Source organism: Leptospira yasudae, from assembly GCF_003545925.1.
GTDB classification, from domain to species: Bacteria; Spirochaetota; Leptospiria; order Leptospirales; family Leptospiraceae; genus Leptospira; species Leptospira yasudae.
Genome location: NZ_QHCU01000008.1, coordinates 18,095 through 39,302 on the forward strand (window position 1 = coordinate 18,095; position 21,208 = coordinate 39,302).

Annotated in this window: 15 protein-coding genes; 10 read left to right on the plus strand and 5 right to left on the minus strand. The window is 46.6% G+C overall.

Annotated elements, in window-relative coordinates; translation table 11 throughout:
* The first annotated feature begins 51 nt into the window (after nt 1-51).
* From DLM76_RS19335 to DLM76_RS19365, 7 genes are all read left to right on the plus strand, one after another.
* Nucleotides 52-5,262 carry a trifunctional serine/threonine-protein kinase/ATP-binding protein/SpoIIE family protein phosphatase gene (locus DLM76_RS19335; protein WP_118966261.1) on the plus strand — a complete coding sequence of 1,737 codons (5,211 nt, stop codon included), beginning with the start codon at nt 52-54 and terminating at the stop codon, nt 5,260-5,262.
* 104 nt (nt 5,263-5,366) lie between these two features.
* Nucleotides 5,367-5,456 (plus strand): potassium-transporting ATPase subunit F, encoded by a 90-nt coding sequence (locus DLM76_RS19340; protein WP_118957470.1) that lies wholly within the window; start codon nt 5,367-5,369, stop codon nt 5,454-5,456.
* A 9-nt stretch (nt 5,457-5,465) separates the two neighbouring features.
* A complete protein-coding gene (gene kdpA, locus DLM76_RS19345; RefSeq protein ID WP_118966262.1) occupies nt 5,466-7,139 on the plus strand; it encodes a potassium-transporting ATPase subunit KdpA in 1,674 nt (557 codons plus the stop codon).
* Between the two features lie 11 nt (nt 7,140-7,150).
* Nucleotides 7,151-9,232, plus strand: coding sequence for a potassium-transporting ATPase subunit KdpB (kdpB, locus tag DLM76_RS19350; RefSeq protein WP_118966263.1), 2,082 nt, complete (start codon nt 7,151-7,153; stop codon nt 9,230-9,232).
* 10 nt (nt 9,233-9,242) lie between these two features.
* Nucleotides 9,243-9,827 (plus strand): potassium-transporting ATPase subunit KdpC, encoded by a 585-nt coding sequence (gene kdpC, locus DLM76_RS19355; protein WP_118966264.1) that lies wholly within the window; start codon nt 9,243-9,245, stop codon nt 9,825-9,827.
* Entirely contained in the window at nt 9,824-12,451 is a 2,628-nt protein-coding gene (locus tag DLM76_RS19360; RefSeq protein WP_118966265.1) for an ATP-binding protein, read from the plus strand. The genes kdpC and DLM76_RS19360 overlap by 4 nt, the downstream gene beginning before the upstream one ends.
* A 4-nt stretch (nt 12,452-12,455) precedes the next feature.
* Entirely contained in the window at nt 12,456-13,139 is a 684-nt protein-coding gene (locus DLM76_RS19365) for a response regulator (RefSeq protein WP_118966266.1), read from the plus strand.
* 58 nt (nt 13,140-13,197) lie between these two features.
* On the opposite strand, the gene DLM76_RS19370 is transcribed toward DLM76_RS19365, so the two are convergent.
* A complete protein-coding gene (locus DLM76_RS19370) occupies nt 13,198-13,953 on the minus strand; it encodes a TonB-dependent receptor (protein WP_118966267.1) in 756 nt (251 codons plus the stop codon).
* A 144-nt stretch (nt 13,954-14,097) separates the two neighbouring features.
* Between DLM76_RS19370 and DLM76_RS19375 the strand changes: the two genes are divergently transcribed.
* Complete coding sequence (locus DLM76_RS19375) at nt 14,098-15,003, plus strand: EAL domain-containing protein (RefSeq protein WP_118966268.1); 906 nt, start codon at nt 14,098-14,100, stop codon at nt 15,001-15,003.
* 7 nt (nt 15,004-15,010) lie between these two features.
* Here the strand turns inward: DLM76_RS19375 and DLM76_RS19380 are convergent, their stop codons facing one another.
* Nucleotides 15,011-16,012: a class I SAM-dependent methyltransferase gene (locus DLM76_RS19380; protein WP_118966269.1), complete on the minus strand. Its 1,002-nt coding sequence runs from the start codon at nt 16,010-16,012 to the stop codon at nt 15,011-15,013.
* A gap of 140 nt (nt 16,013-16,152) precedes the next feature.
* On the opposite strand from DLM76_RS19380, the gene DLM76_RS19385 reads away from it, so the two are divergent.
* Both DLM76_RS19385 and DLM76_RS19390 read left to right on the plus strand, forming a co-directional pair.
* Nucleotides 16,153-17,040, plus strand: a complete 888-nt coding sequence (locus tag DLM76_RS19385) for an alpha/beta fold hydrolase (RefSeq protein ID WP_118957479.1) — start codon at nt 16,153-16,155, stop codon at nt 17,038-17,040.
* A gap of 21 nt (nt 17,041-17,061) precedes the next feature.
* Entirely contained in the window at nt 17,062-18,267 is a 1,206-nt protein-coding gene (locus DLM76_RS19390) for a DUF445 domain-containing protein (protein ID WP_241548312.1), read from the plus strand.
* Between the two features lie 263 nt (nt 18,268-18,530).
* Here the strand turns inward: DLM76_RS19390 and DLM76_RS19395 are convergent, their stop codons facing one another.
* The 3 genes from DLM76_RS19395 to DLM76_RS19405 form a co-directional block, all read right to left on the minus strand.
* The gene (locus tag DLM76_RS19395) at nt 18,531-19,040 is read right to left on the minus strand and encodes a C40 family peptidase (protein WP_118957480.1); all 510 of its coding nucleotides are present in this window, start codon (nt 19,038-19,040) and stop codon (nt 18,531-18,533) included.
* Nucleotides 19,041-19,056: 16 nt separating this feature from the next.
* Entirely contained in the window at nt 19,057-20,088 is a 1,032-nt protein-coding gene (locus DLM76_RS19400) for a hypothetical protein (protein ID WP_118957481.1), read from the minus strand.
* Nucleotides 20,089-20,241: 153 nt separating this feature from the next.
* The gene (locus DLM76_RS19405; RefSeq protein WP_118966324.1) at nt 20,242-21,198 is read right to left on the minus strand and encodes an alpha/beta fold hydrolase; all 957 of its coding nucleotides are present in this window, start codon (nt 21,196-21,198) and stop codon (nt 20,242-20,244) included.
* Nucleotides 21,199-21,208 lie beyond the last annotated feature (10 nt).

Consider the following 21,208-nt stretch of genomic DNA (forward strand, 5'->3'; position numbering starts at 1 on the left):
TTTTTTTCTTTTTGATTTTAATCCTAGGGAGAATATCACAGTTCTTCCTAGATGGAACTCCCCGGCTTTGAAACGTTCGAATCCTTCTCCATAGATCATCAGTTTCTGATATACAGATCTCTGGATCAAAGATCGGGGAAGCACGTTCTTCTCAAATTGCTGCGTCAAAAAAATCCCTCTCGCAAAGAGATTCAGAAGATCCACCACGACTTTAGAATTTCAAGTTTTGCGAAAGGACCGCGCATCCAAAATTCCCTCGAACTGATCCGTCACGAAGACGTTCCGATACTCGTCATTGAGGACTGCGGCTCCGTTCCTCTCTCCAGAATGTTTCCAAACGGTGTTAATTCTGTTGAGAAATTCTTTGAGATTGCCATGAGTATCTCTCTCGCGCTGAAAGAAATTCATGAAAAGAGAATTCTTCATCAAGCGCTGCGGCCCGGAAATATCTGGATTCAACCCGAAACCGGAGTCGCAAGAATCACGGACTTTTCATCGGCCACGTTTTCGGGTAAGGACACTTCTCCTTCGATCACGCCCGACTTGTCCGCGGAGATTCTTTCTTACATACCTCCGGAATTGACCGGAAGACTTTCGCGTGTGCTCGATCTTCGCACCGACTTTTATTCCTTGGGAATCATCTTTTATCAGATGATCACGGGGACCTTGCCTTTTTCCTCCAAGGATCGAAACGAAATTCTGCACGCGCATCTCGCGAGAAGACCCGCACCCGTTCATACGATTCGGGAAGAATTACCGCAGTCCGTTTCGTCCGTCATCGCGAAACTTCTCGAAAAAGATCCGGAACAACGTTATGCGTCCATTAACGGGTTGATCTACGATTTGGAACTCTGCCAACAGGAGCTTCGAAACGCGGGCAACGATTCGACGTTCGTTCCGGGTTCGAGAGACGTCCCTGAATTGACGTTCGATTCTTCTTCGTTGTACGGACGCGATCGGGAAAAGGCGGTCTTGGAATCCTCTTTGGATAAGGTTTTCCGCGGTGAAACCGGACTCGTTTTTATCACTGGAGAATCGGGCTCCGGGAAATCGGCGCTCGCCCGTTCCTTTTTGAAAAGTATTTCCGAACGGGGCGGAATCGTCGTTCAGGGAAAATTCGACCAATACGAAACCTCGGTCGCGTTCGGGGGTTTGATCCATTCCTTGCGGGCTTTGGTTTCGATCTTTCTTTCCAAACCGGAAAAGGAAATCCGCGAATTCAAACGGTTGATCCAACAATACACGGGCGCAAACGGAAGAATTCTTCTGAACCAAATTCCCGAATTGGAATTCATCATCGGGCCTCAACCCGAACTCGCGGAACTTCCTCCGGATGAAAATAGAAACCGATTTTACTTTACGTTACGCAACTTTATCCGGGCGATCTCGGAACTCAGCCGCCCTCTCGTTCTTTACATGGACGATTTGCAGTGGGCCGATCCCGCGAGTTTAAAGCTGATCGAAACGTTTTTGATCTATTCTAAAATTAAGAATTTCTTATGTATTCTCGCGTTTCGCCCCGAAGCGATCGAAGCTTCCAGCCCTTTCTCGAAAGTCTTGGAGTCGATCGAAAGCAACAAGGTTTCCAGAAATCAGATCACGATCGATCCTTTGGACGGGGACAGCATCTATCGTCTTCTTCAGGATTTAGCGCCGGGACCCGAAGAGCAGATTCAGTCCGTCGCGTCAACGCTTCATAAAAAAACCTTAGGAAATCCGTTCGCGATCGTGCAGCTTCTGCGGGCCGCCGAAAAAACGAACTCCATCTCCTACGAATTCGAATCCAAACTCTGGAAATGGGATTTGGAAAAAGTTTCCCGTCTTCCGGTTGCGGATAACGTGATCGACCTTCTCTGCCAAAGGATCCGAGAACTCTCTCCGGGCGTTCAGGAACTTTTAGGAGTTTGCTCCTGTCTCGGAGAAAGATTCACTTCGGGATTTATTAGTAAATTACGTTTTTTTGATACTTCTAAACTCAATCAAATCCTTTGGGAAGCGGTTCGAGAAGGTCTTCTGACGCCTTCGCACAATCAGGATCATTCCTTGTTTGAGGAAAGCGTTTCGTCCGAACAAGCCTTCGGATTTTCACACGACCGGGTGCAACAGGCTGCTTACAGTTTATTGGAAGATTGGAAACGGAAGGATTTCCATAAGAAGGTGGGGATCGCCCTTTTAACGCTGCACGGTCCGAACCCGAAAAACCGCACGCTCTTTCAGATCACCAATCACTTGAACCAAGCCGTGGATACGATCGAAGAAAACGATCTTAAAAAGAATCTTACGATTCTGAACTATAAGGCCGGCCTTCAGGCGAAGAGTTCCGGTTCCTACGAAAGTTCCCTGCAATACCTCAACTCCGCATTGAATTCCTTGGACGGAGAGGCACTGATCAAGGATTTGGAACTGTATTCGAACGTGATTTTGGAAACCGCGGAAACCGAATATCTTTTGAACAATTACGAACGAACGATGCAGCTCCTGGAATCCTTGGAAACGTTGAACCTCCCCGATCTTCAATACATCCGCGCGGACGCAATCCAAGTCAGGCTTTATTCCAAAATGAACAAGGTGGAGAATGCGGTTCTCGCAGGTTTGCGCGCGATGAAACGGTTTAAGATCAATATCCCTTCTTCTCCGTTGAAGGTGACGTTGACTTTGTTCAAGGAACTTTTTCTCTCTTTGATCTTATCCAAAGGTAAATCCGATTCGGAATTGGTTCACGCAAAGGAGAACTCGGAACCGGAATATCAGGCGTTGATGGATCTATTTGCGGATCTCGGTCCTTCGGCGTTTACGTACAATCAGAATCTATTCGCCCTCATCGTATTAAAGATGTTTAATACGTCTTTGACCAAGGGAGTTTCGAGAAGCAGCCCGATCGCGTACAGCGGTTACGGAATGATCGTCAACCAGGCGCTGAAGGATTTAAACCAAGCGATCCGTTATTCCAGACTTTCCATGGATCTAAACGAAAAGATTCCCTTCGATCTCGTAAAGTGGAAGGTTCAATACGTGTATTCCGCTTATCTCTGTCACTGGAAGCGGCATATCACTCTCGAGATAGGATTGTTAGACGACGTTCACAACGGAGCCCTGCAGAACGGGGATATCTTTTACGCGGGCTTCAGCATTCAGGCAAAGATGCAGAAAAAGATCTTCGCTTCTTCCCCGATCGAAGAACTTCTCGCCGACGTGGAAAGCGCTGGAAGATATTTCACCGCGACTCGGGACGACTTTGCGTTTACGATCGCAAAAAGTTCACACCAGTTGATCAAGGCTCTCGCGGGCAGAACGTCTTCTCCCGATTCGTTAAACGACTCCGAGTTTCAAAGCGAAGAGTTCGAAAAAAGAATCGTGGAAGATAAAAATTACACGGCGCTTTCGTATTACTATCACGATCTCACAAAACTCTATTACTTTACCGGAAGATTCGACAAGGCGCTCGCAGCCGGATTGGAAGGCGAAAAACTCATTCAAAACGCGTTCGGATTGATTCCTTACGCGGAGTTTTGGTTCTTTTACGGATTAACGATTCTCGCCAATTTTCACGAATTCTCCTTTGGAGATCGGATCAAATATTCAAAAAAACTAAAATTAGCGAAGACTCATTTCGAAAAATGGAGCAAGGATTGTCCCGAAAACTTCATGGGACTCCTCGAACTATTACGCGCCGAAGAGGAAAGAATCAAAGGCAAAGTCGCGGAAACGATCGCGGGTTATGAAAAGGCGATCAAACTCTTTCAGGAATCCGGCTTCGTTTCCTTTCAGGCCCTTTCCTGCGAAATCGCGGCAAAGTTTCATTATAAAATCGGGAACTTCTCCCTCGGGAACCATTATATCCAACAAGCGATCGACTTCTACTCGAGATGGGGAGCGTCGGTAAAAACCGAAGAACTGGAAAATCGTTTTGCAAACCGTTTGAATCTTTCCCTTTCTCCCGAAGCGATGGGAAGAAAAGCCCAAAACAACGCTCCCGATTTGGATCAGGAAATCATATTAAAAACGTATAATCTTCTTTCCGGAGAAATCTTACTCGATAACTTGCTCAAAAAACTGATTCAGATCGCGATGGAAACCGCCGGCGCGACTCGCGCGATTTATTTTCATTTACATAATAAGAATCTAATGGTCTTTCTCGCGGGTCAAAGCGGGGAAACGGGAATCGTAGTCGAAAATCTTCCCGAGCTGGACGAAACCCAATATCCGGTTTCTTATCTGAATTACGTATTTAGAACCGGAAAAATGATCTCTACGAGCGGGTTCGATTCTTCGTCGATCAAGGATTTTACGGATCAATACATCAAAGAGAAACGTCCACAATCCGTGATCTGTATTCCTCTGGTTCACGCGGGAAGCCTCAAAGGGGTTCTCTATCTCGAAAACCAGTTGGTCAAGGGAGTGTTCACGCCAAACAGGATTCAAACCCTCGAACTCATAGCGGGACAAGCGGCGATTTCGATCGAAAACGCGAATCTCTACGCCGAACTCGAAGAGAAAGTCATCGAAAGAACTTCCGAACTCAATAATACGATCAGCCTGATTCAAAAAGATCTTCTCTACGCGCAAAAAATTCAGGATCGAATTCTCCCGAAACCCGAAGCCACGTTAGGCGGAATCTATATCCTCACGAAATACATTCCGATGAACGAGGTCGGAGGGGACATCTACGACTATGCGGAAATTTCTCCCGGCAAGGTGAGAATCTTTTTGGCGGACGCGACCGGGCACGGAGTTCAAGCCGCGTTAGTCACCATGTTGATCAAATCGGAATACGAAAGTCTAAAGTATCTCGATCTTCCTCCCGGAGAAGTCGTTTCCGAACTCAACAAGGAGATCATCGCGAAATACAGCGCGATCAAATCCTTTTTCAGCTGCCTCATCGCGGACGTCGACACGGGGGAAGGAACCCTTTCCTATTCGGCGGCCGGACATCCGGATCAATTTTTTCTTTCCGGTTCCACGATCACCCGTTTATCGAAAAGCGGACCGATCATCGGGATTTCGGACAAGGTCAAATATCATTCTCAGTTTTTAGAAATTTCCCAAGGGGATAAGTTGTTTTTCTTTTCGGACGGAATCGTGGAGGAGTTCAACTCTTTCGAGGAGGAATTCGGCGAGGATCGCCTGCTCGAATCGATCCTTAAGGAATCCACCAAACCCGTTCCGGAAATGGTAAAGTCCGTATTTTCGGACGTTCAATCCTTTCTTTCGGGACAACAAGCCCAAGACGATATCACCTTTTTGTCCGTCGAAGTTCTCTAACCGACTTAACAACTTCTTAACTATCTTTTCTTCGGTTTAACCCGAGCGATCTTGACTCGCGGCCGCGTTCGTGGTTTACTAAAAAGCCAAAGGAAACGTATATTATGAATTTAGAAACAACCTTGGCGTTGAGCCTCGGCGGACTCTGCCTTGTGTATTTGGCGTATTCGATTTTCAGACCGGAGAAGTTTTAGGAGAACACAATGGTTACGGAATGGATTCAGCTTTTTCTCTTTCTTTTTTCCATCGCGGCTCTTTCCCCTCTTCTCGGGTTTTATTTATATAAGATACTCGCTTCCATCGAAACGTTGCGATTCGAAACGTTCCTCTATCGGATCTGCGGAATCGATCCGCAGAGCAAAATGGACTGGAAAGAATATTCAATTTCTCTGTTGCTCTTTCATCTTTTCGGCTTTCTGTTCCTGTTTCTGATCCTTTCGTTTCAGGACCTTCTTCCCCTCAATCCGCAAAACCTTTCTGGGCTCGATCCTTTTTTAGCGTTCAACACGGCGGTGAGTTTCGTCACGAACACGAACTGGCAATCGTATAACGGGGAATCAACGATAAGTTACTTTTCGCAAATGGTCGGATTGACGACGCAGAACTTTGTCAGCGCGGCGGCCGGGTTCTGCGTCCTTCTCGCGATTGCACGCGGCCTTTCTTCGAACGCGGATGCAAGGATCGGGAATTTTTGGACCGATTTAATCCGAAGCACGTTATACGTTCTTCTCCCTCTTGCGTTGATTCTATCCTTGATCCTCATCGGCAACGGAGTCGTTCAAACGTTTTCGCCGTCCCTTTCCGCAACGACCTTGGAGGGACAAACGCAGATTCTTCCTTTCGGTCCCGCGGCTTCGCAGATCGCAATCAAACAACTCGGAACCAACGGAGGAGGATTTTTCGGAGTCAACAGCGCGCATCCGTTCGAAAATCCGAGTCCCTTATCCAACTTATTTCAGATGATCTCGATTCTCCTTTTACCCGGAGCCTGCGTTTTTTTATACGGGAGAATCACGGGGAATCTCAGACACGCTTGGGTGATTTTCAGCGTGATGTTCACGATCTTCTGCATCGGGGTTTTAGCGGTTTGGTTTTCGGAATCGTCAATTAACCCCTTATCCGGTGACTTCGGTTTTTGGGAAGGAAAGGAAGTCCGCTTCGGAATTTTGAACAGCTCGATCTGGGAAACTGCCACCACTGTGGCGTCTAACGGATCGGTCAACTCGATGCACGACAGCTTTTCTCCCATCGGCGGTTTAGTAGGAATGTTGAATATACAATTGGGTGAAGTGATCTTCGGAGGAATCGGAGCGGGAATGTACGGAATGGTTTTGTTCATTCTTCTTACCGTGTTTCTGAGCGGGATCATGGTCGGCCGAAGCCCCGAGTATCTCGGTAAAAAAATCGAAAAGCGCGAAATCCAGATGTCCATCCTGGGAATTCTTCTGCCTTCGACGGCGATTCTTCTTTTTACCGCGATCACCTTGAACGTGCCGGAAGCGTTGTCTTCGATTTCCAACGGCGGCCCGCACGGACTTTCGGAAATTCTGTATGCCTTTTCCTCGGGCGCGGGAAACAACGGAAGCGCGTTCGCGGGATTGAATGCAAATACAAAATATTATAATATTCTGATAGGACTCTCCATGTTGATAGGTAGATTCGGAGTGATCCTCCCCGTTCTTGCGATCGCGGGCGGAGTAGCCGTCAAAAAAAGATCCGAGGCCGTTTCGGAAGGTTCGTTTTCGACGGAAGGAATCACGTTTTACGTTCTTTTACTTTCCGTCATCGTGATCGTGGGCGCGTTGACGTTCTTTCCCGTATTGACGATCGGCCCGATCCTGGAACATTTTCTCATGCTCCAAGGAAAATCGTTTTAAGGAGAATCAGGATGAGCCGCAAATCAAAAGTTTTTTTCGAGTCCGGCGTCTTTCAAGAAGCGTTCATTCATTCTTTTAAAAAGCTTGGGCTCCGCTCCCAAATGAAAAATCCGGTGATGTTCATCGTGTTTCTGGGAGCTTTGTTCGTTACTTGGATCTTCATAAACGGTTTAACTCAAGGTAAGTTTTCGTCCTTCAACTTGCAGATCGGGCTTTGGCTTTGGTTCACCGTTTTGTTCGCGAATTTCGCGGAAGCGATTGCGGAAGGAAGAGGAAAAGCAAGAACGGATAGCCTCAAAAAAACGCGATCCAATATCGTCGCCAAAAAGATCGTAGGCGGCGACCTCCAAACCGTGCCCGGACCTACATTAAAAATCGGTGATATAGTCGTCTGCGAAGCGGGCGACTTGATTCCCGGCGACGGAGAAATCATAGAAGGGATCGCGAGCGTGGACGAATCCGCAATCACGGGAGAATCCGCCCCAGTCGTTCGGGAAAGCGGCGGAGATCGAAGCGCGGTTACCGGAGGAACTCGAGTGTTAAGCGACAGGATCGTGATGCGTGTTACCGCGGAACAAGGAAACACGTTCCTCGATAAGATGATCGCGCTTGTGGAAGGCGCCAAACGTCAAAAGACTCCGAATGAAATCGCTTTGACGATGCTTCTTTCCGGTTTGTCTTTTATCTTTTTGATCGCCGTCATGAGCCTTCCTTTTTTCGCCGAATTCGTTGCAAAGGAAGGAGGAGAAAAAGCGGATCTGTCGATTCCCGTTTTGATTTCCCTTCTTGTTTGTTTGATCCCGACTACCATCGCTGGTCTACTTTCGGCGATCGGAATATCCGGCATGGAACGTCTCATTCGGTTCAACGTGATCTCCAAAAGCGGAAAAGCGATCGAGGCCGCGGGGGATATCGACATTCTTCTTTTGGATAAAACCGGAACGATCACGTTAGGCAACAGGGAAGCACGGGCGTTCTTCCCTACGAAAGGTGTCGAAGAAAAATATCTCGCGGACGTCGCACAACTATCCTCTCTCGCAGATGAAACTCCCGAAGGAAGATCCGTTGTCGTATTAGCAAAAGAGAAGTTCGGCTTTCGGGAAAGAAATCTCGGCGAGATGGAAGGAGAATTTATTCCGTTCAGCGCTTCCACAAAGATGAGCGGAGTCGATTTTAAAAAAGAAGGAGTCGTCGTGCGCAGAATCCGAAAAGGCGCGGGAGATGCGATCCGTATCTATCTTTACAACTTTAGCCAAAAAATTTCGGAAGATATGGAGAACGTGATTCGAATGATCGCACAAAGAGGAAGCACGCCGATTCTTGTCGCGGAAAACGATAAACTCCTCGGAGTGATCGAGCTCAAGGACATCGTCAAAGGCGGTCTCAAAGAAAGATTCGCGAGTTTAAGAAAGATGGGAATCAGAACCGTGATGATCACGGGAGACAATCAACTGACTGCGGCCGCGATCGCAGCGGAAGCCGGAGTGGACGATTTTCTCGCGGAAGCCACACCCGAAACCAAACTCAAAAAAATCCGAGAACAACAAAGCAAGGGTTACCTCGTCGCGATGATCGGCGACGGAACCAACGATGCTCCCGCACTCGCACAATCCGACGTGGGTGTTGCGATGAATACGGGAACACAAACCGCAAGAGAAGCGGGAAACATGATCGATCTCGACAGCAATCCGAGCAAACTCATAGAAATCGTCGAAATAGGAAAACAACTTTTGATGACGAGAGGCGCGTTGACAACGTTCAGCATAGCCAACGACGTCGCGAAATACTTCGCGATCCTACCGGCTTTGTTCGGAAGTTTTTATGCGATTCAGGGAGAAGACGGTCCGTTGTCCGCTCTAAACTTAATGCAACTCGGTTCGCAGAAGAGCGCCGTCTTAAGCGCCGTGATCTTCAACGCGTTAGTGATTCCCGCGCTGATCCCTCTCGCACTCAAAGGAATCGCCTATCGTCCATTAGGCGCCGATACGATTTTAAAACGCAACCTTTTGATCTACGGTCTTGGAGGAATCGTAACTCCGTTTTTAGGAATCAAAGGGATCGATTTGATTTTAACGTTCTTGGGACTCGGTTAAGGAGAAGCAAATGTTACAAACGTCTTTCATCGCACTCAGAACTCTTCTGATATTGACCTTTATTACCGGGGTATTTTATCCGATCGTCGTGACCGGATTCGGAGAAAAACTATTTCGGTTTAACGCAAACGGAAGTCTCTTATATCAGGGCGACGAACTCGTCGGTTCGGAACTCATCGGCCAAAAGTTTACGAAGCGGGAATATTTTTGGTCTCGTCCCTCCGCCGTAGATTATGCGACGGTTCCATCAGGCGCCTCGAATCAAAGCGCGACTAACGCGTATCTCAAAAAGAGCGTCGAAGAACGAAGAGCATTCCTTCTTAAGGAACACCCGGATCAAAAAGTAGTTCCTGCGGATCTTCTATTCGCATCCGGTTCGGGCTTGGATCCACATATCAGCCCGGAAGCCGCGCGTTTTCAGATCCATCGAGTCGCAAACGCAAGAAAACTCAATGCGGAACAGATCTCCCGATTGAACGAAATCCTGGCTTCCTCGATCGAAAAACCTTCCTTAGGTTATATCGGAGAGAAACGGGTCAACGTGCTTCGATTGAACTTGAAATTGGATCAGGAGTTTGGAAGAATCAAAGAATGAACGATTGGTCGGAAACGCCTCGACTGGACCCGGACGAACTTCTTCGTAAGATCCACGCGGAAGAACAAAAGTCCGTTTCCGGAAAACTGAAAGTTTTTTTCGGGATGGTCGCAGGCGTGGGAAAAACCTACGCGATGTTAAACGCCGCTCGCTCTTTGAAAAAGGAAGGAGTGGACGTCGTCGTCGGGTATATCGAAACGCACGGACGTAAAGAAACGGAAGAACTTTTGGAAGGGTTGGAAATTCTTCCCCGGAAAAAAATCGAACACAGAGGAATCGTTTTCGAAGAGATGGATATCGACTCCATTCTCAAACGCAAACCCGAAGTGGTTCTGGTAGACGAGTTCGCGCACACCAATATCCCCGGAAGCAGGCACGTCAAACGGTATCAGGACGTGATCGAGATCCTGAATCACAGCATCAACGTATTCACGACTTTGAATGTTCAACATTTGGAAAGTCAAGTGGAAGCGGTCGAAAAAACGACTGCGGTAAAAATCAGAGAAACGATTCCGGATTCCGTTTTAGACATCGCCGATGAAATCGTATTGATCGATCTTTCGCCGGACGATCTGAGAAAACGTCTTCAAGAAGGGAAGGTTTACGTTCCCGAAAAAGCGAACGTGGCGGGAGATCATTTTTTTAAAAAGGAGAACCTATCCTTTCTCCGCGAGACGGCTCTCAATTATACGGCAAGGCACGTAAACACTTCTCCCGAATCCACGCGGTTTCGGGAAAGAATCCTCGTCGCGATAAGCGCCAGTCCGAATTCCTATTCGATTCTACGTTATGCGAAACGCCTCGCTTACGAAAGGAACGGAGAGCTGTTCGCGCTTTACAATCAAACGAGGGAAAATCTTTCCAAAGAAAGTTTGAGCCTGCTTGAAAAGAATCTGAGTTTTGCAAGGGAACTCGGTTGCGAAATTCTCCATTCCGCGGACGAGGATGCCGTAGACGCAATCCTAAGAATCGCGGAACAAAAAAATATCACGCGTGTCGTTTTGGGAAAACCTCCGATGTCTTGGTGGAAGAAATGGAATTCTCCGGCGTCGAAACTCGCGCGAACCACGGCGAACTTCGAGTTGTGTCTTGTTCCTTACGATCATACTTCCTTTTCGGGAGAAGAATCCTTATTCAATCGTTTTCTCAGAACATCTTCCAGCGGAAAACAATACGTAGCTTCTTTGGCGCTCATTTTTCTCGCGACTTGTCTCAGTCTTTTTTTGGAACCGATTACGGGTTATTGGACCATTTCTTTTTTATATCTCTTTTTCGTTTCGGGCATCGGCGCTTTCTTTTCCAAGGGTCCCACGATTCTCGCGGGCTTGTTATCGGGAATTTTTTGGGATTATCTTTTTATTCCGCCTAAGTACACGTTCTTTATAGAAAAACTCGAAGACGTGTTGATGTTCGGTTCGTTTCTTTTTATCTCGATCATCATCGGTAACGTGACGTCGCGATTGAGGCAAAAGGAAAAGGTTCTCGTAAACAGAGAACTTCGCTTAACAACTTTGTACGAGCTTTCCAAAGACTTAGGGCACGCGAGAGACATACGGCAGATCTCCGAAATCGGAGCGGAATATTTAAAACGGGTTTTTCAAACCCAAGTAACGATCCTGTTGGAAAATCAGGGAAACGTCGATTCCAACTCTTCGCGCACTGGAAATTTCTTTCCGGACGCAAAGGAAGCAGCGGTGGCAAACTGGACCTATAAGAATAAGGTTTCGGCGGGAAAATTCACCGATACGCTTTCCCTTTCCCTGGGAACGTATTTTCCTATGATCGCACCGGGCAAGGTGATCGGAGTGATCGGAATCGTTCTTCCTTCAAAACTCAATCTGGATCAGGAAAACCTCCTGCTTACGATGGGAAATCAGATCGCGCTCGCCTTGGAACGTGAATTGTTATCCGAAGAGACGCGGACCCGTTATCTCGCCAATCAATCGGAACGATTGTACACCATCATATTCAATTCCCTTTCTCACGAATTGAAAACACCCTTATCCGCGATTCGAGGAGCGGTCACCGCGTTATTGGAACCGGAAATCGATTCTTCTTCGGAAGCGCGCAAAGAATTGTTAAACGAAATCAACGAAAGCAGTATGATTCTGAATTTACTGCTTGGAAATCTGTTGGACATGAGCCGTTACGAATCCGGCTTTTTAAAGTTGAGAATGGATTGGCACGATCCGACGGACCTCGTTCATGTCGTGGTTCGCAGACTCAGACAAACCGTAAAGAACAGCCGCTGTGTGATTCACCTTCCGGAAAATCCGATTCCGATTTGGATGGACTTCACTCTTATGGAACAGGCTCTCTTCAACATCGTATTCAACGCGGTTCAAATTTCTCCTCCGGGCTCTCCGGTATCCATTCGTCTAATTTCCGAAAAGGAAAAAACGATCTATCTTGTCGAAGACGAAGGACCGGGGATTCCCGAGGAAGAACTTGAAAAAATATTCGAGAAATTTTATAGAAGTAAGAATCAATCGCACGTGGGAAGCGGCCTCGGACTTTCCATCAGTAAGTCCATCGTCGAAACGCACGGAGGAACTTTGATCGCTGAAAATCGGACCGAGGGAGGTGCCAGATTTTGTATCGAAATTCCCGTAAAACCCCTCTGATCTCATGAATCCGAAAATTCTCGTAGCGGACGACGACGATCGAATCCGCAAAATGATCCGAATCAGTCTGAACGCTTCGCATTACGACGTCCTCGAGTCCGCGACGATTCAAGAAACGATTCTCAAAGCCGCAAGCGAATCGCCGGACGTCATCCTACTCGATCTTCAATTTCCGGACGGAAACGGAATCACCGCACTCAAAGAAATCCGAACCTGGAGCGAAACTCCCGTGATCGTGTTGTCCGTTCTTTCGTCGGATTCGGAAAAGATTTCCCTGCTCGACGAAGGTGCAGACGACTATATTACAAAACCGTTTAGTATGGGGGAATTGCTCGCAAGAATTCGAGTCGCGCTCCGAAACAAAACGCAGGAAGCGGGTTCTCCTATTTTTATTTCGGGAAATTTATACGTGGATCTTGCGAATCGGATCGTTCAAGTTTCGCAGAACACGATCCATCTCACTCCGATCGAATATTCGTTTTTATCTTTTTTGATCCAACACGCGGGAAAGGTTCTGACCCAAGAGCAGATCATCCGTCACGTTTGGGGACCGTTTGCTAAGAACGAATCGGGACCGCTTCGGGTTCACGTCGCAAGTTTGCGGAAAAAAATCGAAGCCGATCCGTCCAATCCGGAACTTCTTCTGACGGAACCGGGCGTAGGTTATAGACTTTCGGTAAATCCTTGATCGAAACGCATCGATCCGGATTCAAAAGACATACTCCATTCTTCGCTTAATAATATCATTAAAGAGAAATCCCGACGCTCAAAAACAACTGAACGCCGATTCCCCGCGCGCGATCGTGTTCCTGTTCCTTGCCGTCCTTCCAAATTCTTTCCAAAATCGCCGGATCCGGTTTCTGATTGTAAAAGGAAATATCTTCGCGCTGCACATGCGCGGAATTATTCGCGAACAGAAGAACGTTAAAACCTCCGTTTAAAAATATCCCCGAAGAGAACACATAACGTATGCCCGCGCCCGGAGCCGCATACGCCCTCTTATTGGAAATCGAATACGTCCAACTCTTACCGTCCGCGCTTCCATCCGTATAAACCCAGAACTCGTTCTTGCGATCCCTTTGGAAATAAAATTCCTGACCGACTCCAAGACTCAGATAATACGGAATGGAAAACGGAAACCATTCGAACGCAATCGTATATTGGTTCAGCGTATATTCCTTATTTTGCAAGGAGAACGCGGCGGCACCCGGTTGATAACCGGTTCGGTCCAGATCGAAGTGATCCGCACGAAATCTTTGGTGCGCTAAAAGCGAAATGGAGAATCGTTCATTGAGATTATAACCGACTTGAAACCAGGAGAGTTCTTTGATGCCGAACCCTCCGATGTAAAAACGTTTTTCGTTTCTGCGTTCCCTCTGCGATCCTGCGATCGCGGACAATTCGGAATCATTCGGCTCGGCGCGCAAAGTCTCGGCCTGGACAAAAAGAATCTGGATACAAAGTAAGAACGCAAGTTTGCAAATCGGATGTTTGAATTTCATAAAGATCTGAGGAAGAATCTTTTTTCCCGGAGAAAGAGTAAATTGGAAAACGGGAGAATTGTATAATTATGATATTGAGTTTCAGTCTCATTTATATTGACTTTTTCACGGCCTTGCCTACCGTGGGAAAAAAAGAGGTCTCGGATGAAAGAAATTTTGGATTTGTCACCTAACATTGATTTGGTTCTTTCGCAATCGATTCCGGCTTTGGACGAACACATCGCCCGAAATCTTTTCTCTTTGAATGCGAAACACGAAACCGCACGGGAAATTCTTGCGGAGATCGACACGGAAGAATTCCTCCCTATTTTTTCCGAAACGGATCAAAACGATCGCCAATCCTCGGGAATGTCGCTTATCAATGCGCTCGCCGCAATTTCGGAAACCGGAAACTTCCACACGGAATATCAGCCGATTCTTTCCCTGGACACGGGAAAGGTTTTCGCATACGAAGCGTTGGCCCGTTTTTACATCGAAGGCGAGAGAATCTCTCCCGAATTCGCCTTTCAGGAACTTCACAACTGGCCCGATCTGTTTTTTGAATTCGAAAAGAATCTAAAACGATTTCAGGTCGCAAATAAGCCCCGAGGGAAGAAATTGTTTTTGAATATCGATCCGCACGTTTGCAAGGATCAATCACAAGCTTCTTATTGGACCGAATTTTTAAGCAAACAAAAGAATGTAGTCTGCGAAATCATCGAAAACACGGATTCGACCCGGATCGCGGATACGAGATTCTGCTTAAACTCATTCAAAGAAGCCGATATTCAGATCGCGCTCGACGACGTCGGCGGGAAACAGAATCTTTTCTGTTTCGATTTTTTGGAATATTCTAATTTTATCAAGTTCGACAAACGCTGGCTCACACTTTTTAAAACGAAGGAAGCCTATAAGAACATCGCCTGGGGACTTTTGGATTTTGCGAGAAAATCGAACATTCAGTGTATTCTCGAAGGAATCGAAACGCAAGAGGATCTTTTGATCGCCGCGGAAATGAGATTTCCTTTGGCGCAGGGATTTTTATTTCAATCCAGAAACATTTCGGTTTGAAGCCGGGCTAAACCGGCTTTTCCATTCTCCAGCAGTAGTGGATCTTTTCGTTTCTGAAATCATCGGGGACGGTCGTCTTGGTTATGTCTTTGATATTGTCCCAAAGGATCGAAGCTTCGGATAATTCGAATTTTCTAAAGTTCGTGGAAAAATACAAAACCGCTCCAGGCAAAGCGAAATCCTTATAAAGAATGTTTAATATTTCCACGTGATCCCGTTGTATGTCGAATACGTCGGTCATCTTTTTGCTGTTGGAGAACGTGGGGGGATCAACCACGATCAAATCGTATCGTTCCCGATCCGGTTCCTTTCTTTCGCTGCGGAGCCATTCCATCACGTCCGCCCGAAGGAGTTTGTGTTTGCTCAAGGAAAACCCGTTCAACTTCAAATTCTCCTCCGCCCAAGCAAGATAAGTGTTGGATAAATCCACGCTCAGACTTTTAAGCGCTCCGCCTGACGCGGCGTAGACGGTAAACGCTCCCGTATAAGAAAAAAGATTTAGAAACTTCTTTCCTTTCGATTCTTGGCGCACAAGATCCCGAGTGATTCTATGATCCAGAAAAAGTCCCGTGTCGAGGTAATCGGATAGGTTTACGAAAAAACGAAGTCCGTTCTCCCCTACTTCGAGGAGTTCCGCTTGTTCGGAATATTTTTCATATTGTTCCTTGCCCTTTTTCGGTTCTCTCTTTTTCCAATAAATGGATTCGTTTTCGAGACCGAGAGTTTCCGCGACTACCTTTCCGATCTCGACATTCTCCCTTTCCCTTTCCTCGTCCGAAATTTCGTAGCTGTTTTTATATGCGGAGATTTGGCAATACGGTCCGTAAAGATCGACGCTTACTGGAACCTGCGGTATGTCGCGATCATAGATGCGAAAACATTCTATGTTCCGTTTGCGCGCCCACTTTTTCCAATGTTTGGACATTCTCGAAAGCCGGTTTCGAAACATCACCATCGGACTTCCGGAATTATTAAACGAATTGGATTCCTCGGTTCGTTTTTCTGACATGAAACCAAGTTACCGGATCCTGGAGAAAAACCAATCAGAACAAAAATGAAATTCCGTAAAAGACTGGAAAAATTGCAGACGCCGACGATGATTGCAGGACGTTTTTTCCGTTTTCCGGATCGCGCACTGGAGTCGAATTCTTGAAATACACTTATCTCGAAAATCAAAAAGTAAAAATTTTTCTCAGCTATTCGGAGACGGATTCGAAAGACGTTATTCTTTTCGTTCACGGTTATCCGGACACTCATAAGACCTGGGAACCTCAAATCGATTCGTTGAAAGACAAATACCGGTTAGGCGCCGTCGATCTGAGAGGTTTCGGACGTTCCTCCAAACCTTTGGAACAATCCGAATACAACTATGCGGTCATTCTTCCCGATTTAGTGGAAGCGATCCGTTTTCTTTCCAAGGAAAAGAAGGTTCACTTGGTGGGCCACGATTGGGGCGCGGCTCTCGGATGGTTATTTATTAGCGATCCTGAATATTCAGGATATATCAGATCGTTTACCGCGATCTCGGGACCGCACCCTTGGCTCGCCGGAAAGCGGATGTTAGACGATATCTTCAGTTTCAACCTCTCCAACTGGAGAAAGGTTTTGGATCAGGGCTTCCGTTCCTGGTATATCTGGTTTTTTCAGATTCCGATTCTGCCTGAATTGATCTGGCAAAACTTCGGGGAACTGATCTACAAGCTGGTTATGGATCTCGGCGGAGTTCCCAAAAAGGATTCTCTCCGCAACATCAACCGCAACGACATTTACAGCGCGTCGATGGCGCCCATCAATCTTTTCCGCGAATTATTATTCGGTAAAACGGTGATCGCGGCTCCTTCCAACATCAAGGTTCCGGTGCAGCTCATCGTGCCTCAAAAGGATTTCGTTGTTCTTCCCGAAGTGTACGAAAACGCGTACGACTACGTGGACAAATTAGAGATTCATAAACTGGATTCCAATCACTGGGTTCATCGGGAACAACCGGAAATCGTAACGGAGATGATCCAGAAATTCGTTTCCAAACATTCCGCATAACAAAAAGAAGACGAATTCGCCTTGAACTTCGAAATCATTTCGCTTCTTTTAATGCCCTTTACGTACGCCTTCGTGGGTTGGGTCACGAATTGGGTCGCGCTGAAGATGACGTTTTATCCTTTGAAGTTTTTCGGAATTCCTCCGTATCTCGGCTGGCAGGGAATCATTCCGAGAAAAGCGGAGAAGATGGCGGGAAGAGCGGTGGATGTCGTCACTCGCTATCTCATCGACGTGGAAGAAATGTTCTGCAAGGTCGATCCCGCATTGATCCAGGAGAATCTTCGTCCCGAAATTCAAAAGACGATTTTGGAAACGATGAAGGAAGTCGCGGACGAATTCAATCCGCTTCTATGGAACCTGATCCCGGATCTAGTTAAGAATTCCATGATGAAGGAAATCGAAAGACAGGCGATGGAAACCATCCCCACCGTTTTTCAGGATCTCCGCAAAGATTCCAAACGGATCTTTGATATACGAGGATTAGTAATTCGTAATATGACCGGGGACAACGTTCATCTCACCGTGGAAATGTTTCAAAGAGTGGGGGCTAAAGAATTTCGGTTCATCGAGATTTCCGGTTTTTACTTCGGCTTCGTGTTGGGTTTGATTCAAATGGGAATCTGGCTCGTTTATCCGGCGCTTTGGACGCTTCCGGTACAGGGAATCATCGTAGGTTATCTTACCAATTGGCTTGCGCTTCTTTTGATCTTCAGACCGCTCGAACCGATTCGGCTCGGTCCTTTCAGCTTTCAAGGTTTGTTTATCAAACGTCAAAGGGAAGTTTCGGACGAATATTCCAAAATGCTCGCGACCAAAATCCTGAGTTCGGAAAAGATTCTCGAGGAATTGTTTTTCGGACGGGCTTCGGAAGAAGTCTTCAACCTCGTGGTTCACGCGATCGAACGACAGATGGACACGATGGCTTCCGTGATTCGTCCCACTCTTTCTCTTTCCTTTACTTCGAACAAATACAACGATACGAAAGAACGGGTGATACGAAAGATCATGAATAACCTCAAAAACTTTACGACTCATATCGAGGACTACGTGGAAAAAGCCATCGACTTGGAAAGCACCCTTTCCCAAAAGATGAAGGCCCTTCCCCCCGTCGATTTCGAGGATGTTTTACGAACCGTTTTTAAGGAAGACGAACTCCTTTTGATTCTTGTCGGGGCCGCGTTAGGCGCAATCGTCGGGTTGGGTCAGGCGTTTTTTATGGCGTTGTAGAATTTTCATTCGACCGAAAATTTTGTCGTAATTCCTACGATCCGCCGTAATACAGAGGGCGCCCCACCCTGAATTGGGTGGAGGAGGAGAGGCGGATCAACTCAACACCTAGCTTCCTATGGGGCGCTCGGTGGGAAAGAAATCACGGCGCAAATCTCCATTATCAGAAAAACATAATTCTTGCAACCATTCATTGTCCTTTAGTTTGTCGGAACAATTAAGAATAACTTCTTTACAAATTCAGGATCGCAGCTCGAAGCGAATCACAATCTACCGGAAGCCGTATAATATTTTTGATAATAAGCTTCTTCTAAAGAATTGATCGTAACTCCGCGTTTTACCGACGCGTGGACGAACTTCTTGTCTTTGAGATAAACTCCCACGTGACTGATCCTATCCCCGTAAATCGTAAAAAAGACAAGATCTCCTTCCTTCAATTCTTCTTTGGAAATCGGATTCGTCTTGGGATACATCGTGTAGCTCGGTCCGCTGAGGGGGGAGCTATAGACTCGGGAAAGAATCTTGCTCGTAAAACTGGAACAATCGATTCCGTTTTCGTCCGTTCCGAAATCCTTATAAGGAGTTCCTAACCAACGATACACTTCTTGATACAGCGCAAAATTATTTTCGGAATCGATCGCAATCCCGTGCGCGTGTTTGAAAAAAGTTTTGAGTTCGGCTTCGTTTAGTTCTTTCTTTTCTCCGTGCAATACGGCGTAAAACAACAAACCGAGACAGAGAGAAAAGAACGGAATCAAACGGAAAGAAAACATTCTTTCTTTAGACGGTTTAAAAATTCACTCCGCCGTAGACGACCAGCTCTAAAAATCCGAAATTCTGACTCGCTCTGTCTTTGGAACGTCCCGTGGTCAATATGTTCGGAAGATCGATATAACCGCCTTTGGCTCCGAACTCGAAGAACACGGATTTATAAAGATCCGTTCTTCCCGCGACGTAACCGGAAACTCCGTACCCGGATGCGTGAAAATGGTTATTCTTCCCTTCGCCGAACAGACGGATATCGCTTCGGCAAATGACCGGACCTCCGCCCACGGAAGAAACGAAACTGATCGCATGTTCTCCGTTAGACGAAACCCAAAGAGGCTGTATCATCCCCACATCCATATAAAGAAAGTTTAATCCGTCCGTATGTTCGAACTTTAGAAAATCGGGAGTGATGTTGATCGTTTCTCCGTTGTGATATCCTTCCAGCCTCTTATATGCGTCCGGAAACAGATACAGGTAAACGGAAGAATCGGACGAAGTTCCGAGATGCGCCCTTTGAATCGCAAGCGGATCGATATAACCGTAGATGTTGGCCGCTTGTCCGCGGCTCATCACATACTTCATGTGATCCTGGCCGAAGGCGATATAAAACTTATCCGTAAAATAATACGTCAGGCGAAAGTTGTATTGGGGAATTTCCCAAAGACTCGGATTCAAATAAACGGAAGGGTTGAATCTTTCGGGTTTATCCTTTGCGACAACGTCCTTCAAAGTGAAGTTATAACCCGGACCGTGAAAGGAAATATCGCTCTGCGTATACGAATCGCGGTTGTAACCCCACTGAAAACTCCAAGTTCCTTTACGCTGATCGACTCTTCGTTTGGCTTCCGCCTTATTCGCCTCGCTCTCAGGATCCACCGGAACCGGTTCCGTTTTCGGAATCACGTTCGTTTGCGCAAAGGGAACGATTTCCTGCAAATCTACGTCTTTCGACTTGGTTTCGGCAAAGATAGGAAGAGGAGAAATACAAAAGATAAGAATAGAAACTGCGTGTTTGAGTGAAATCCGTAGATCTCGAATGGAATTCGGGTTCATGCGATCAGAATTGAAATATATTTCCAAGCTAGTATATCAAAATACTAAGATTGGGACGGGGCGGTTGGTGGCTATTTTTTTTCGGTGTTTTTTCAACGTCGGGCGATTCGAATCCTTTTGAACCCGAATCGTTAGACGCTCTTGGAAACCGATTTAACCGGAATGTAAAATTACGAAGTCTCGGATCTTATCGCTTACAAGTATCGGATGTTCTTTTTGAATCCAATGATTTGAATCCACGGAAAACAGTTCCAAAGAATCGCATACGTTCTTAAGGGAATCGTAACACTCCGGACTGATCGCCATATCCCGAAGCGGAATCAAAACGCGTGCGGGAACCGATATGCGTTTCGGAGTCGGATATTTTTTCCCCCGAATCAATTCTCGATACAAATTCATCGGATAAACCGCGCTCTTTACGATTTCTTCCTTGGTGAAATTCCGCATCGGATCGTTCTTCGGAATTTCCGCGGCAAACATAAGATAATTCCAAATCGGTTTTGCCAAATGTCGCATTAAAAAACCGGGAAGCCAAGGGATTTGAAAAAATACGATATACCAGGATTTGACCGATTGTTTCAGAGACAACCAGACCTTTTTCGGATTGAAACTGAAGAAATAACGAAACATTAGATTTCGCGCGAGAATCGGATGAGGACCGCCCATCGCCGTATACGAACGAATCGATTTAGAGTATTCCGAATCTCCCACGAAAGCCCAAGAGAGAAGCGCTCCCCAATCGTGAGCGACGAGATGAACCGGCTTCCCGTTTCCTAAAAACCGAATGACCGCTTCGAAATCCTTAAAGATTTCGCGGGCATTGTACGCCTTTTGTCGGGAAGGTTTACTCGAATTTCCCGCACCTCTCAAATCGAACGCGCCTACGTTGAATTCTTCTCCGAGAGAATTCAACTGCAGATCCCAAGTGGAATGTTCGTCCGGATAACCGTGAACGAAAAGAATCGTCTCGCGATCCGGCCGTTCCTTTGCAGTCGCGTTGTATTTCAGAAAGAGATTCAAAGTTCCGTTCGAAACGAATGTCGTTTTAAACCGAAGCGCCGTTCGCGATTTTACGGACGCGTCCGACTTGGAAGGATGCAGAGCAATCATCGTTTTTCTC

Excerpts from the sequence above, each read along its gene's own strand:
- DLM76_RS19335 (WP_118966261.1), top strand. The coding sequence starts at position 52 with ATGGAACTCCCCGGCTTTGAAACGTTCGAATCCTTCTCCATAGATCAT.
- kdpA (WP_118966262.1), top strand. The coding sequence starts at position 5,466 with ATGGTTACGGAATGGATTCAGCTTTTTCTCTTTCTTTTTTCCATCGCG.
- DLM76_RS19375 (WP_118966268.1), top strand. The coding sequence starts at position 14,098 with ATGAAAGAAATTTTGGATTTGTCACCTAACATTGATTTGGTTCTTTCG.
- kdpC (WP_118966264.1), top strand. The coding sequence starts at position 9,243 with ATGTTACAAACGTCTTTCATCGCACTCAGAACTCTTCTGATATTGACC.
- DLM76_RS19395 (WP_118957480.1), bottom strand. The coding sequence starts at position 19,040 with ATGTTTTCTTTCCGTTTGATTCCGTTCTTTTCTCTCTGTCTCGGTTTG.
- DLM76_RS19340 (WP_118957470.1), top strand. The coding sequence starts at position 5,367 with ATGAATTTAGAAACAACCTTGGCGTTGAGCCTCGGCGGACTCTGCCTT.
- DLM76_RS19400 (WP_118957481.1), bottom strand. The coding sequence starts at position 20,088 with ATGAACCCGAATTCCATTCGAGATCTACGGATTTCACTCAAACACGCA.
- DLM76_RS19365 (WP_118966266.1), top strand. The coding sequence starts at position 12,456 with ATGAATCCGAAAATTCTCGTAGCGGACGACGACGATCGAATCCGCAAA.
- DLM76_RS19370 (WP_118966267.1), bottom strand. The coding sequence starts at position 13,953 with ATGAAATTCAAACATCCGATTTGCAAACTTGCGTTCTTACTTTGTATC.
- DLM76_RS19405 (WP_118966324.1), bottom strand. The coding sequence starts at position 21,198 with ATGATTGCTCTGCATCCTTCCAAGTCGGACGCGTCCGTAAAATCGCGA.
- DLM76_RS19380 (WP_118966269.1), bottom strand. The coding sequence starts at position 16,012 with ATGTCAGAAAAACGAACCGAGGAATCCAATTCGTTTAATAATTCCGGA.
- kdpB (WP_118966263.1), top strand. The coding sequence starts at position 7,151 with ATGAGCCGCAAATCAAAAGTTTTTTTCGAGTCCGGCGTCTTTCAAGAA.
- DLM76_RS19360 (WP_118966265.1), top strand. The coding sequence starts at position 9,824 with ATGAACGATTGGTCGGAAACGCCTCGACTGGACCCGGACGAACTTCTT.